The 13,705-nt window shown below is 71.4% G+C and carries 15 protein-coding genes; 6 read left to right on the forward strand and 9 right to left on the reverse strand.

The window, feature by feature from the left end:
• Window positions 1-5: 5 nt before the first annotated feature.
• From OC439_RS09020 to groES, 3 genes are all read right to left on the reverse strand, one after another.
• The gene (locus OC439_RS09020) at window positions 6-1,676 is read right to left on the reverse strand and encodes a sulfite oxidase (RefSeq protein ID WP_410054904.1); all 1,671 of its coding nucleotides are present in this window, start codon (window positions 1,674-1,676) and stop codon (window positions 6-8) included.
• A 61-nt stretch (window positions 1,677-1,737) separates the two neighbouring features.
• Window positions 1,738-3,387, reverse strand: coding sequence for a chaperonin GroEL (gene groL / locus OC439_RS09025; RefSeq protein WP_262013041.1), 1,650 nt, complete (start codon window positions 3,385-3,387; stop codon window positions 1,738-1,740).
• 70 nt (window positions 3,388-3,457) lie between these two features.
• Entirely contained in the window at window positions 3,458-3,772 is a 315-nt protein-coding gene (groES, locus tag OC439_RS09030) for a co-chaperone GroES (RefSeq protein ID WP_018222648.1), read from the reverse strand.
• A gap of 254 nt (window positions 3,773-4,026) precedes the next feature.
• Between groES and OC439_RS09035 the strand changes: the two genes are divergently transcribed.
• On the forward strand, window positions 4,027-5,250 hold the full coding sequence (locus OC439_RS09035) for a THUMP-like domain-containing protein (protein ID WP_262013042.1): 1,224 nt from the start codon (window positions 4,027-4,029) through the stop codon (window positions 5,248-5,250).
• Between the two features lie 158 nt (window positions 5,251-5,408).
• Window positions 5,409-5,888 (forward strand): Cys-tRNA(Pro) deacylase, encoded by a 480-nt coding sequence (gene ybaK / locus OC439_RS09040; RefSeq protein WP_262013043.1) that lies wholly within the window; start codon window positions 5,409-5,411, stop codon window positions 5,886-5,888.
• A gap of 119 nt (window positions 5,889-6,007) precedes the next feature.
• On the opposite strand, the gene OC439_RS09045 is transcribed toward ybaK, so the two are convergent.
• The 6 genes from OC439_RS09045 to OC439_RS09070 all read right to left on the reverse strand — a co-directional run bounded on the left by OC439_RS09045 (window position 6,008) and on the right by OC439_RS09070 (window position 8,765).
• Window positions 6,008-6,265 (reverse strand): hypothetical protein, encoded by a 258-nt coding sequence (locus OC439_RS09045; protein ID WP_141721744.1) that lies wholly within the window; start codon window positions 6,263-6,265, stop codon window positions 6,008-6,010.
• Window positions 6,266-6,316: 51 nt separating this feature from the next.
• Complete coding sequence (locus OC439_RS09050) at window positions 6,317-6,703, reverse strand: hypothetical protein (protein ID WP_262013044.1); 387 nt, start codon at window positions 6,701-6,703, stop codon at window positions 6,317-6,319.
• Complete coding sequence (locus tag OC439_RS09055) at window positions 6,700-7,170, reverse strand: hypothetical protein (protein ID WP_262013045.1); 471 nt, start codon at window positions 7,168-7,170, stop codon at window positions 6,700-6,702. Before OC439_RS09055 ends, OC439_RS09050 begins: the two co-directional genes overlap by 4 nt.
• A 182-nt stretch (window positions 7,171-7,352) precedes the next feature.
• The gene (locus OC439_RS09060; protein WP_262013046.1) at window positions 7,353-7,652 is read right to left on the reverse strand and encodes a hypothetical protein; all 300 of its coding nucleotides are present in this window, start codon (window positions 7,650-7,652) and stop codon (window positions 7,353-7,355) included.
• A gap of 7 nt (window positions 7,653-7,659) precedes the next feature.
• Window positions 7,660-8,211 (reverse strand): hypothetical protein, encoded by a 552-nt coding sequence (locus OC439_RS09065; RefSeq protein WP_262013047.1) that lies wholly within the window; start codon window positions 8,209-8,211, stop codon window positions 7,660-7,662.
• The gene (locus OC439_RS09070; protein ID WP_262013048.1) at window positions 8,208-8,765 is read right to left on the reverse strand and encodes a MauE/DoxX family redox-associated membrane protein; all 558 of its coding nucleotides are present in this window, start codon (window positions 8,763-8,765) and stop codon (window positions 8,208-8,210) included. The genes OC439_RS09065 and OC439_RS09070 overlap by 4 nt, the downstream gene beginning before the upstream one ends.
• A 405-nt stretch (window positions 8,766-9,170) precedes the next feature.
• Between OC439_RS09070 and OC439_RS09075 the strand changes: the two genes are divergently transcribed.
• The 4 genes from OC439_RS09075 to OC439_RS09090 all read left to right on the forward strand — a co-directional run bounded on the left by OC439_RS09075 (window position 9,171) and on the right by OC439_RS09090 (window position 13,656).
• A complete protein-coding gene (locus OC439_RS09075) occupies window positions 9,171-10,277 on the forward strand; it encodes a sugar ABC transporter substrate-binding protein (RefSeq protein WP_262013049.1) in 1,107 nt (368 codons plus the stop codon).
• 103 nt (window positions 10,278-10,380) lie between these two features.
• Window positions 10,381-11,193 (forward strand): ATP-binding cassette domain-containing protein, encoded by an 813-nt coding sequence (locus OC439_RS09080; protein WP_262013050.1) that lies wholly within the window; start codon window positions 10,381-10,383, stop codon window positions 11,191-11,193.
• Window positions 11,190-12,449 (forward strand): sugar ABC transporter permease, encoded by a 1,260-nt coding sequence (locus OC439_RS09085; RefSeq protein ID WP_262013051.1) that lies wholly within the window; start codon window positions 11,190-11,192, stop codon window positions 12,447-12,449. The genes OC439_RS09080 and OC439_RS09085 overlap by 4 nt, the downstream gene beginning before the upstream one ends.
• A 31-nt stretch (window positions 12,450-12,480) precedes the next feature.
• Window positions 12,481-13,656 carry an ROK family protein gene (locus OC439_RS09090; protein WP_262013264.1) on the forward strand — a complete coding sequence of 392 codons (1,176 nt, stop codon included), beginning with the start codon at window positions 12,481-12,483 and terminating at the stop codon, window positions 13,654-13,656.
• The last annotated feature ends 49 nt before the right edge of the window (window positions 13,657-13,705 follow it).

A 13,705-nucleotide genomic window follows, 5' to 3' on the forward strand; every position in this document is an offset into this window, starting at 1 on the left:
CCGGGTCAGGTGACCGTGACTCTCACTGTGTGCCATCCGGTTGCGCCGTCGGGGGCGACCGGGGCGGGCTGTTCCGTCTGGGTCTCACCTGTCGTGTCGGTCGCTCGCACCTGGAGCGTGTGCTCGCCCGGCGTCGCGTCCCATCGCCAGGACCACTGCACCCAGGTGTCCGCCGACACCGCCGGCGCCAGTGTCGCCTCCTGCCAGGCGCCGCCGTCGACGCGTACCTCGACGCGACGGATGCCGCGGTGCTGCGCCCACGCCACACCGGCCACCGTCACCGGGCCGGCGGCCGGGCGGCTGCGGGGCCGGGGTGTGTCGATCCGGGACTGCGTCTTGATCGGGCCCTGCGCGGACCAGCCGCGCGGCACCCAGTACGCGTCGAAGTCGGCGAAGCTGGTCAGCTCCAGTTCGGTGAGCCACTTGCAGGCCGACACGTACCCGTAGAGGCCCGGCACCACCATCCGCACCGGGAAGCCGTGCTGGATCGGCAGCGGCTCGCCGTTCATGCCGACCGCGAGCAGCGCGTCCCGGCCGTCGCGCAGCACCGAGGTGGGCGTGCCGCAGGTCCAGCCGTCGACCGCGCGGCCCACCACCTGGTCCGCGCCGTCGGCCGGGTCGGCCTCGTCGAGCAGTTCCTTGATCGGTACGCCGAGCCAGCGCGCGTTGCCGATCAGGTCGCCGCCCACCTCGTTGGAGACGCAGGCCAGCGTCACGTACCGCTCGACCATCGGACGGGCCAGCAGGTCGTCGAAGCTCAGCTCGATCGGGTTGCGCACCCGCCCGTGGATCCGCAGCCGCCAGGTGACCGGGTCCACCTGCGGCACCACCAGCGCGGTGTCGATCCGGTAGAACTCCCGGTTCGGCGTCACGTACGGCGCCAGCCGGGGCAGTGACAGGTCCGCTCCGGCCGGCACCTGCGGGGCGGGTGCCACAGGGGCGGGCAGCGTCACCGCTTCCCGGGCCGCCGACACGCCGCGCCGGCCCGCCAGCCAGTGCCCGCCCAGCCCGGCCACCGCCGCCGCACCGGTGAGCAGCCCGGCGCCACGCAGGAACCGCCGCCGCGACTCCGCGTCGTCGTCGTGCCGGACCGGTTCCCAGCCACCCGGGGTCTTCTCCTCCCCCGCGAGCGCGGCGACCACCGGAGGCGGTGCCGGCTGCGCGGCCGCGCCCCGGCCGGGCCCCAGCGGACCGGCCACGAACGTCCAGAGCGTCAGCGCGCCCAGTCCGCCGCCGACCAGGGAGGGCAGCGCGTCGAACGCGTCCGCGCCGGCCCGGGTCAGCGCGGCGGCGACGCCGAGCACCGTGAACGCGGCGACGCCGGCCAGGCCGATCACCAGCCGCCGGGCCGCCGCCAGGCCGAGCAGCGCCCCGAAGGCGGCCAGCAGCAGCGCCGTCCCGACCAGCAGGGCGATCTTGTCGTACGTGCCGAAGACGTCGATGGCGAACTGCTTGAGCGGCTCGGGCACCAGGTCGACGACGAGTCCGCCGACGGCGACGAGCGGCGCGGACCGGGGACCGGTCAGGACCGCCACGGGTTCGGCGGTGCCGAGTGCCACCACTGCGGCGACGACACCGGCCAGCGCCGCGCGGCGGCGGGAGAGGGTGCTCACGGCACCCAGTCTGGTCGACCCGCCGGGCCGGCTGCCAATTCCGTCAGCGTTCCGTAAGGACATACGCGTCAGGGCACACCACCGGGTCGGCGGTGTGCCCTGACGGCGGGGCGTACTACTCGGGTCAGAAGCCCGGGCCGTGCTGGTGGCCGTGGCCGTGGCCGTGCGAGTGGCCGTGCCCACCGCCGGCCGGCTCCGGCTCGGCCGGCTTCTCCACCACGAGGCTCTCGGTGGTGAGCAGCAGGCCGGCGATCGAGGCGGCGTTGCTGACCGCGTTGCGGGTCACCTTCACCGGGTCGATGATGCCGGACTTGGCCAGGTCGACGTACTCGCCGGTGGCGGCGTCGAGGCCGTAGCCCCAGTCCTGGCCGACGACCTTCTGCACCACCACGTAGCCGTCGTGGCCGGCGTTCTGGGCGATCCAGCGCAGCGGCTCGACGAGCGACTTGCGCACGATCGAGACGCCGACCTTCTCGTCACCGGTGAAGCCCAGGTCGTCGTCGAGCGCCGGCAGGATCTGGGCCAGGGCGGCGCCGCCACCCGGAACCGTACCCTCCTCGACCGCGGCCTTGGTCGCGGCGATGGCGTCCTCGATGCGGTGCTTGCGCTCCTTCATCTCGACCTCGGTGGCCGCGCCGACCTTGATCACGGCGATGCCGCCGGAGAGCTTCGCCAGCCGCTCGGCCAGCTTCTCCCGGTCCCACTCGGAGTCGGAGGCCTCGATCTCCTTACGGATCTGCGCGACCCGGTCGGCGACCTCGGCGGCCTGGCCGCCACCGTCGACGACAGTGGTGTTCTCCTTGTCGACCACGACGCGGCGGGCGGTGCCCAGCACCTCCAGGCCGACCTGGTCGAGCTTGTAGCCCAGCTCCGGGGCGACCAGCTCGGCACCGGTGAGGATCGCCATGTCCTGGAGCATCGCCTTGCGGCGGTCGCCGAAGCCGGGGGCCTTGACCGCGCAGACCTTGACGGTCTTGCGCAGCGCGTTCACCACGAGCGTGGACAGGGCCTGGCCCTCGACGTCCTCGGCGACGATGAGCAGCGGCTTGTTGTTCTGGAGGACCTTCTCCAGCAGCGGCAGCAGCTCCTCGATCGCCGAGATCTTCTGGGTGGTGATCAGGATGTACGGGTCCTCCAGGACCGCCTCCTGCGCCTCCAGGTCGGTGACGAAGTTCGGGGAGATGAAGCCCTTGTCGAACTGGAGACCCTCGGTCACCTCCAGCTCGGTGGTGAGCGCGGAGCCCTCCTCGACGGTGATGACACCGTCGCGGCCGACCTTCTCCATCGCCTCGGCGATCAGCTCACCGATGGCGGCGTCCTGCGCGGAGACGGTCGCGACGTGCGCGATCGACTCCTTGCTGGAGACCTCGACGGCCTTGCCGAGCAGCGCCTCGGAGACCTTGGCGGCCGCCGCGTCGATGCCCCGCTTCAGGCCGGTCGGGTTGGTGCCGGCGGCCACGTTGCGCAGGCCCTCACGGACCATGGCCTGGGCCAGCACGGTGGCGGTGGTGGTCCCGTCGCCGGCGACGTCGTTGGTCTTGGTCGCCACCTCCTTGACCAGCTGCGCGCCGAGGTTCTCGTACGGGTTGGTGAGCTCGATCTCCTTGGCGATGGTCACGCCGTCGTTGGTGATCGTGGGCGCACCGAACTTCTTGTCCAGGACGACGTTGCGCCCGCGCGGGCCGAGGGTGACCTTCACCGCGTCCGCGAGGGCGTTGACACCGTGCTCGAGCAGGTGCCGGGCGTCGTCCGAGAAGCTGAGGATCTTCGCCATCAGTATCCCTTCGAAGCGACGTTGCCCCGGCCCGGCGAGCCGGACCGGGGCAACGACACTGATCGGTTGCTTACTTCTCGATGACCGCGAGGACGTCGCGGGCGGAGAGCACCAGGTACTCCTCGCCGGCGTACTTGACCTCGGTGCCGCCGTACTTCGAGTAGAGGACGGTGTCGCCGACCTTCACGTCGATCGGCACGCGGTTGCCCTTGTCGTCGATCCGGCCCGGGCCGACAGCGAGGACGGTGCCCTCCTGCGGCTTCTCCTTGGCGGTGTCGGGGATCACGATGCCCGAGGCGGTGGTGGTCTCGGCCTCGTTCGCCTGGACCACGATGCGGTCCTCGAGCGGCTTGATCGCAACCTTGGTCGCGGTAGTCACGGGCATACCCTCCCGGGTACTTGGTGTCGTTGCCGGCCGGCACGCCGACCAGCGTCAATCTGCCACATGCCACCGGGCGGGGCCGTCGTCGCGGGTGCCGGTCCGCCTGGCGCTCAACCCCCGGGCACGAGGCTCGGGCGTTGGCACCCTCAGGGTGAGAGTGCTAATCGCAGGTTATTCCTCGGCTAGCACTCCGTCAAGGAGAGTGCCAACGCGTCGCCCTCCGTGTCGCGCCGGAACCGGGCCGGGAGAATGAGCGCGTGGATCTCGACCAGCTAGCCGCGCTGCGTACCCCCGAGGGGTCGGCGGCGCTCGCCGCGGCCGAGCGGGTGGCCGGCGGCGACCCGCTGGCGGCGGCGGCCGCGCTGCGCTCGGCCGGCATCCCCGGCGGGCTCGCGGCCGCGGCGCTGACCCAGGCGGAGCTGCGCCGCCGGGCGGCAGGCAAGTTCGGCCCTTTCGCGGCCGGGATGTTCCTCACCCGGGCGGGGCTGGAGCAGGCCACCCGCCGCGTGGTCGCGGACCGGCGCGCCGCGCGGCTGCGCGCCGCGGGCGTGACCACGCTGGCCGACCTGGGGTGCGGGCTGGGGGCCGACGCGCTCGCCGCGGCCCGCGCCGGCATCCGGGTGTACGCGGTGGAGGCCGACCCGCTCACCGCCACGATGGCCGCCGCGAACGCCGAGGCGGCCGGGCTCGCCGACCTGGTGACAGTCGAGTGCGGTGACGCCACGGCGTTCGACGTGAGCGGGGTCGACGCGGTGTTCTGCGACCCGGCGCGGCGGCGGGCCGGCACCGGGCGGCGCGTCTTCGACCCGAACGCCTACTCCCCGCCGTGGGACTTCGTCACCGGCCTGGCCGCGCGGGTGCCGCGCACCGCGGTGAAGGTGGCACCCGGGCTGGACCACGCGCTGATCCCGGGCGGCGCCGAGGCGGAGTGGGTGAGCGTGGACGGCGACCTGGTCGAGGCGGCGCTCTGGTGCGGTGACCTGGCCGAGGTCCCGCGCCGCGCCACAGTGCTGCGCGAGAAGGAAGGGCCCCCTATTAACGCCTCCGGTAGTAAAAGGGTCCCTTCCTATCACCTAACCGGCACGGGCGCACAGGAGGCGCCGGTGGGACCGGTCCGGCGCTTCCTCTACGACCCGGATCCGGCGGTGGTACGCGCGCACCTGGTCGCCGAGCTGGCCACCGACCTCGACGCCACGCTCGCCGACCCCTCGATCGCCTACCTGTACGCCGACGAGGCCCGGCCCACCCCGTTCGCCCGCTGCCTGGAGATCACCGACGTGCTGCCGTTCTCGTTGAAGCGGCTGCGCGCCCTGCTGCGGGAACGGCGGGTCGGGCGGGTCGAGATCCGCAAACGCGGGTCGGCGCTGGAGCCAGAGAAGCTGCGCCGTGACCTGAGGCTGGCCGGCGACGAGGCGGCCGGCCTGGTGCTGACCCGCGTGGCCGGCGCGCCGACGGTGCTGGTCTGCCGGCCCGGCGGGTAGGCGCCGACCGGCCCGTCGGGCTGGCGCCGACCGGCCGGGCTGCCGTCCGACGAGGTGGTGCGGCCCTGCCCGCACCCGACGCGCCGGTCGTCCCGCGCCTCGGGGCGCGGGTGTTTTCAACTCGCCCACCCGCGCCGCGCCCGGTTAGCGTGACGGTCATGGCGGGACAGGGCACTCCGGCGACGGCGCTGCTGGTGAAGCGGAGGATCGCGCACAGCACCCATCCGTACGACGTCTCCCCGGACGCGCCGAACTACGGCGCGCTGGTCGCGGCGGCTCTGGGAGTGCCGCCGGAGCGGGTGTTCAAGTCGCTGGTCGCCGAGGTCGACGGCGCGCTGACCGTGGCGGTCGTGCCGGTCACCGGCGAACTGGACCTCAAGGCCCTCGCCGCGGCCGTCGGCGGTAAGCGGTCGGCCATGGCCGACCGGGCGGTGGCCGAGCGGGCCACCGGCTACGTGCGCGGCGGGATCAGCCCGCTCGGCCAGCGCCGGCGGCTGCCCACGGTGCTGGACTCGTCGGCGCTCGCCCATCCCACCGTCTACGTCTCGGCGGGCCGGCGCGGGCTCCAGGTCGAGCTGGCCCCGACCGACCTGTTGACGTTGACGGACGCGCAGGTCGCTCCGCTGTCCACCCGGTGACGGACGCGCGGGCCGCCCCGCTGTCCGCCCGTCTGGCGGGACGGGGAACACGAGAACGGGAAACGCGCGGAGGACCGGCCGCCGGCACGACCGGCCCGTCCCCCGCGCCGACTAACGGATCAGGCCGCGCCGCGGACCCGGCCGACGTTGATCGTGCCGTTGTCGTCGTAGACCTCGGCGATCCGCTTGGAGACGCTACGCCGCCCCTGGGTGAACATCGGGACGTCGTTGTGCACACGGACGTGCACGGCGCCGTGGTGTTCCGCGAAGACGTCGACGGGTGCGCCGTTCACGACCTCCGCACAGATGCGCACGGTGCTCGTACCGTCGTCCTCGACGTCGATGACCACGACGCCGCGGTCGGTTGGCAAAGGCATTCTGGGACTCCTCCCGATTAGCAGAACCTGTTGTTCACATGTGTTTGGACATCAATCTCCGGAGCGTCCGCCGGGCCGGGACGGACACCTGCCGCCGCCGAACATGACCCGGGTCCACTCACCGACGTGGCAGAAGATGTCGCAACTGGTGGTGACGCCGAGCTTCGCGGGCACCCTCGACGCGGCGACGTGCCTGGACACCCCGCCCATCGAGTAGACGCTGTCGAGATCCCGCCAGAGCGAGATGCTCCACACCGTCCGCTCCCGCCACCGCACGAGCAGCCTGATGCCGAGGAAGCCCTCGGCATGGCGACGGACGTCCCGCTTCACCCGCAGATGCAGCAGCAGGACGACCAGCACGCGCACCAGATCACCGCAGTGGAACCTGGTGATCACCACCTGCCCCTGGGTCGTGTCGGGTTCCAGAGTGGGGGTCACGGGGAAACGACGGTCACGGCGAGGGCTGCCGCCAGCAGCAGCATCGCCGTTCCGGAGACCCGTCGAACCCGACTCACCCATAGCCGGTCACTCCTTTCCTCGATCTCGGCGGCCTTCCTGGTCAGGCTCCAGAGAGTGACCAGGAGGGTCACGGTGAGGGCCGTGACAACCAGCACCAACGGCGCGGATCCGGGTGCGACAAGCACGACGCCCGCCGTGGCCAACCAGATCAGCGACGTGGTCTTCTGCGTGGTGAAGAGCAGACCCAGGTCGATTCCCCAGACCACCCCGAGCGTGCCGGCCGGCAGGGTCCGGACCAGTCGCTGCGGCACCTGTCGCCAGATGTGCGGCGTCCGATCGAGCAGATCCAGGACGCCGAACAGCACCGCGAGTGCGACGAGGGCCACGACCCGCCATGTCTCGGGGACCAGTTCCCCGACCGCCGATCCGATCAGGTAGACCGGCACGGCGAGAACCATTCCGGCGACGAGTCCGCCGACCGCGAGGCCCGCCAGGAATCGAAGTCCTTCAGATACGTTCCGCCTCAACATAGGGCTGGCGACCCCAGCCATGGAGAGGCCTCAAGGACTGAGAATCTGCAGCACCGCTCCCGCGATGCCGACGACGAGCCAGACGACCATCGGCGGGCTCAGTTGTACTGGCAGTGGGCGCCGGATCCGGTGATTTTGCCCGAGCTGGTCTTCTTCTCGCAGCAGTTGCAGTGCAGGTAGGCGTTGACCGAGCAGTACCAGATGTACTTGTAGGTGGCCGAACTGCACGTCGAGTACGAGATGTTCGGTGGGACGTAGACGAGGTTGCAGCACTGGTAGTTGCCCGCCATCGCCGGCGTCGAGCGGGCGAAGACCGCCCCCGACGCCACCAGGCCGGCGACGCCGATCTTTGCGAGGAAGCCTCGCCGGCTACCCCCGCGACGGCCTGTCGCCGTCATTTTCTCCTCATTCATTCCCAACAGCCTCCTTGACCGGGAAGACGGCGGCGCTGAGCGCCGCCAGATCGGTGAACAACAATGCCGAAACCAGGCGCCCGTGCCGGAAGACCAGCGCCGACGGGCTGGTCATCACGCCCAGTTCTTCCGCCACCCATTCGCCACCCACGTCGATGTGGTGCGGGAGTCCCGCCAGTTCGTGTCGGGTCATGAAGTCCTCGCCGCGCTCCTGGTCGATCGTCGAGATCAGGACGGCGAAGTCACGCGTGTCGGCCAGGTCGCCGACCTCGCCGGCCGCCTTCTCGCAGCTGTTGCAGGAGGTGCTGAACACCAGCACCACCCGCAGGTCCGCGGTGGCGACCTCCGCCAGACCGGCGGGCCAGCGCTCCGGCCGCGACCCGACGCGGGCTCCGTCGAGCAACCGGACGGTGCCGCTGCCGCCGCCGGGCGCGCCCGCGCCCTCCATGCCGCCGGAGCGCGCGTACAGCTCGCCCAGCATCGCGAAGAGCACCACCACGGCGCCCGCGACCACCAGCAACCCGAACCCGAAGAGGTAACTCATCCAGCGATCTCCTTAGACAGCTCCGCGCCGGCCGGGCGCGTCGGGGGCCGGACCAGGTCGACGACCATGCCGCGCCACAACAGCAGGGCCATGCCCGCGACGAGACTCGCGGCCACGACGGCCATCCGGTCGGCCGGGAGAGCCGCCGGCGAGGTGAGCAGGAGCGCGGTGCCGAAGCCCACGAGCGCGAGCCCGATCAGGACGTTCCGCACACCCAGCGGACGGCCCTCTGGCCGACCGAAGCATCCGCAGGGCAACGTCGTCCCGCGCTGCCGACCCGCGAGACCGGCCCCCGCGAAGCCGGCCCCCAGGCCGGCGGTCGCCGCGGCGGCGGCCGGCCGGCCGGCCGGCACGAGCAGGGCCGCACCGACGACGGCCTCGACGACCGCAACCGCCCGCACCAGCGAGAGGGCCGTGCCGCGACGCACCGGCAGGAGCGCCATGAAGAGCTGGCGAGCATGCCTGGGCGCGGCCAGCTTGCCGAGGCCGGAGCAGACGAGGACCGCCGAGACCACGCAGATCGACATGGTGGCGAGGAGTTCGGCGGCACTCACGGGCGCGACCTGTCATGTGCGGAGCAGAATTCGACACGCATGAGGACACCCCTGTGAGTCGCGTCGACAGCGCTCCCATACGGAGGAAGACGTGAACGCCTGTCGATGTATAGCTGGATCTTCGTGGAACTTCCGCACCGCGTCAAGAGACCGTCACGGAATGTGGCACTCCGGCCCGACCCTGGCGCCACACCCCGCACCGCCGTCCGCCACGCCACCTGCCACCTGCGCGGGCTCCGCGAGGAGCCGCACCCACGGGGCGGGCGTGTCGCCGACGTTGCGGAATTGTTACCGCCTCCAACAAACTTCTGACCTCGACAGTCTTGCGACTGATGGAGGGCGGGGAATACGTTGCCGGACACAACAAAACATCACCACTCCCCCACCTCCGAAAGGACCCTGCACATGCGCAAGGGCTTCCTCACCTTCGCGGCCGTCGGTCTCCTCGCGACCGGCAGCATGGCCGCCTGCGGTGACAACGGCGGTTCTTCCGACGAGGCCGGCGGCGGCTCCAACGCCAAGAAGCCGAAGATCGGCGTGATCCTGCCGGACAGCAAGTCCTCCGCCCGCTGGGAGGGCGCGGACCGCAAGTACCTCAAGGCGGCGTTCGACGCGGCCGGCGTCGAGTCCGACATCCAGAACGCGCAGAACGACAAGACCGCGTTCCAGACCATCGCCGACCAGATGATCACCAACGGCGTCAACGTCCTGATGATCGTCAACCTGGACTCCGGCACCGGCAAGGCCGTGCTCGACAAGGCCAAGTCGCAGGGCGTGGCGACCATCGACTACGACCGGCTGACCCTGGGCGGCTCCGCCCAGTACTACGTCAGCTTCGACAACGAGGCGGTCGGCAAGCTCCAGGGCGAGGGCCTGAGCAAGTGCCTGACCGACAAGGGCGTCAAGAACCCGTCGATCGCGTACCTCAACGGCTCGCCGACCGACAACAACGCCACCCTGTTCAAGAACGGGTACGACTCGGTGCTCAAGCCGAAGTTCGACTCGAAGGAGTACACCAAGGTCGCCGACGACTCGGTGCCGGCCTGGGACAACGCGCAGGCCGCCACGATCTTCGAGCAGCAGATGACCAAGGCCGGCGGCAAGATCGACGGCGTGCTCGCCGCCAACGACGGTCTCGGCAACGCGGCCATCTCGGTGCTGAAGAAGAACAAGCTCAACGGCAAGGTCCCGGTGACCGGTCAGGACGCCACCAAGGAGGGCCTGCAGAACATCCTCGCCGGTGACCAGTGCATGACCGTCTACAAGGCGGTCAAGAAGGAGGCGGACGCCGCCGCCGAGCTGGCCATCGCGCTCGCCAAGGGCGAGAAGAAGGACACCGGCCAGACGGTCAAGGACCCGGAGGGCAACCGGGACGTCCCGTCCGTGCTGCTGGAGCCCAAGGCCATCTACAAGGACAACGTCAAGGACGTGGTGGCCGACGGCTACGTCACCAAGGAAGAGCTCTGCACCGGTGCCTTCACGAAGCTCTGCACCGACGCCGGCGTGAGCTGACCCACCCGCCTCAGGCGGCGCCGCCCGGCACGGAAGACCCCGTGCCGGGCGGTGCCCGCGCCGGACGGGATCCGAGACCTCCCTCCGCCCAAAGGAGAACCCCGTGTCCGCAACCCCCCTGCTGGAGCTACGCGGGATCGACAAGAGCTTCGGTCCCGTCCAGGTGCTGCGTGACGTCGCCTTCGCCGCGCATGCAGGCGAGGTGACCGCGCTCGTCGGCGACAACGGCGCCGGCAAGTCGACCCTGGTCAAGTGCATCAGCGGCATCCACCCCACCGACGCCGGCGAGTTCGTCTTCGACGGCCGGCCGGTGACCATCAACAGCCCCCGGGACGCCGCCGACCTCGGGATCGAGGTCGTCTACCAGGACTTGGCGCTCTGCGACAACCTCGACATCGTGCAGAACATGTTCCTCGGCCGGGAGAAGCGCAGCGGCATCGTGCTCGACGAGCCGACCATGGAGCAGATGGCCGCCGAGACGCTCGCCGGGCTGAGCGTGCGCACCGTGAAGTCGCTGCGCCAGCACGTGGCAAGCCTCTCCGGCGGCCAGCGGCAGACGGTCGCCATCGCCAAGGCCGTGCTCTGGAACAGCAAGCTGGTCATCCTGGACGAGCCGACCGCCGCACTCGGCGTCGCGCAGACCGCCCAGGTGCTGGAGCTGGTGCGCCGGCTGGCCGACAACGGCCTGGCCGTGGTGCTCATCTCGCACAACATGAACGACGTCTTCGCCGTCTCCGACCGGATCGCCGCGCTCTACCTCGGCCAGATGGTCGCCCAGGTGAAGACCACAGACATCACCCACTCGCAGGTGGTCGAGCTGATCACCGCCGGCCGCTCCGGCAGCCTCGGCCTCACCGGCGAGCCGGCCGGCAACGGCGCCGCGCCCGCCGACACCACCCCAGGAGCCGTCCGATGACCGCCACCGTCGTGAAGAAGGAAGGCCCGGCCGGCGTCGCCCCGACACCGACCCTGGGCGGCCACGTGAACAACTACTGGCGCCGGGTGCGCGGCGGCGACATCGGCGCGCTCCCCGCCGTGGTCATGCTCGTGGCGCTGGCGGTGGGCTTCTCCATCGCCCGCCCGTCGTTCTTCACCGCCGGCAACCTGGCGAACCTGTTCACCCAGGGCGCGGCGGTCACGCTCATCGCCATGGGCCTGGTCTTCGTCCTTCTGCTCGGCGAGATCGACCTCTCCGCCGGCTTCGCCAGCGGCGTCTGCGCCGCGATCCTGGCCAACGTCGTCACAGTGCTCGGCTACCCCTGGTACGTGGCGGTGCTCGCCGCCGTCGTCACCGGTGTGGTGATCGGCACCGTGCTGGGCCTGCTGGTCGCCAAGGTGGGCATCCCCTCCTTCGTGGTCACGCTCGCCGGGTTCCTGGCCTTCCAGGGCGTGGTGCTGACGCTCATGGACGAGGGCGCCAACATCGCGGTCCGGGACGACGTGCTCGTCGCGATCGCCAACCGCAACCTCTCCCCCGCCCTGGGCTGGGCGCTCGCCGCCGTGGCCGTCGCCGGCTACGCGGCCGTGCAACTGCTACGGCACCGCAACCGGGCCGCCCGCGGCCTGATCACCGACCCGATCGCGGTGGTCGCCGGCCGGATCGCCGGCCTCGCCGTGATCCTCGGCGTGGCGGTCTACGTGCTCAACCTGGAGCGCAGCCGTAACGTGCTCGTCGTCTCGCTCAAGGGCGTGCCGATCGTGGTGCCGATCATCGCGCTCCTGCTGATCGTTTGGACGTTCGTGCTCCAGCGCACCAGCTACGGACGGCACATCTACGCGGTCGGCGGCAACGCCGAGGCGGCCCGCCGGGCCGGCATCAACGTCGACCGGATCCGCATCTCCGTCTTCGTCATCTGCTCCTCGATGGCCGCGATCGGCGGCATCGTGGCTGCCAGCCGGGCCAACTCGGTCGACCCCAACACCGGTGGCAGTAACGTACTGCTCTACGCCGTCGGCGCGGCGGTGATCGGCGGCACCAGCCTCTTCGGCGGCAAGGGCCGGGTCCTCGACGCCGTGCTCGGTGGCGCGGTGGTAGCGGTCATCGACAACGGTATGGGACTGATGGGATACAGCTCGGGCGTCAAGTTCGTGGTCACCGGCGTGGTGCTGCTCGCCGCCGCGACCATCGACGCGCTGTCGCGTCGGCGGGCCGCCGCCACCGGCACGCGCTGACCCGGGGTACGGAAACACCATGGCAGTGGCAATGCGCGCGGGCCCCAGTCAGGACGAGATCCGTCGGCAGAACCTGGGCGCATTGCTCCGCTACGTGCACGTGCACGGGGCCACCACCCGGGCCGAGCTGACCACCGCGCTCGGCCTCAACCGCAGCACCATCGGCGCGCTGACCGCGGACCTGGCCGGCGCCGGTCTGGTCAGCGAGGGGACGCCGAAGGAGACCGGCCGGGCCGGACGACCGTCACTCGTCGTCCGGCCCGAGTCGGAGCGGGTCTACGCGTACGCGTACAGCGTCGAGGTGGACCGGCTGCGGGCCGCGCGGGTCGGGCTCGGCGGTGAGGTGCTCGACCGCCGGGAGATGGACCGGCCGCGCAACCTGGTCGCCGGGGAGGCCGCTCCGCTGCTCGCCGGCGCGGTCAAGGAGATGCACCAGTCGGTGCCGCCGGACGCGATCTGCGTCGGCGCCGGGGTGGCGGTGTGCGGCATGGTCCGCCGGGAGGACGGGCTGGTCCGGCTCAGCCCGACCACCGGCTGGGTGGACGAGCCGATCGGTGCGGCGCTCGCCGTCGAGCTGGGGATAGACGTACCGATCACGGTGGGCAACGTGGCCGACGTGGCCGCGTACGCCGAACACGCCCGGGGCGCGGCGGTCGGCTGCGACAACGTCATCTACATCTACGGCGACGTGGGCGTGGGCGCGGGCATCATCGCCGGAGGGCGGCGGCTGAGAGGGCACGGCGGCTACGGCGGCGAGGTCGGCCACATGGTGGTGGTCCGCGACGGGGTGCGCTGCGACTGCGGCCGGCGCGGCTGCTGGGAGACCGAGATCGGCGAGCACGGGCTGTTGCGCGCCGCCGGCCGGTCCGAGGCACGTGGCCGGGACGCGCTGCTCGCCGTCTTCGACGCCGCCGACCGTGGTGACGCCCGCGCCCAGACCGCGGTACGGCAAGCTGGCGACTGGCTCGGCTTCGGCGTCGCGAATCTGGTGAACATCTTCAACCCGGAGATGGTCATCTTCGGCGGCACCATGCGTGACCTCTACCTGGCCTCGGCGGCTCAGGTGCGCAGCCGGCTCAACTCGAACGGCCTGCCCGCGTGCCTGGAGCACGTGCGGCTGCGTACCCCGAAGCTCGGTGACGACGCGGCGCTGATCGGCGCCGCGGAGCTGGCGTTCGAACGACTCCTCGCCGACCCGCTGAACTGATCGGCCCGCCGATCCGTACCAGTGTGCGGACGGGCGGCCGGCTTGCGCG

It is taken from the genome of Micromonospora sp. Mcm103 (assembly GCF_024519755.1).
GTDB classification, from domain to species: domain Bacteria; phylum Actinomycetota; class Actinomycetes; order Mycobacteriales; family Micromonosporaceae; genus Micromonospora; species Micromonospora aurantiaca.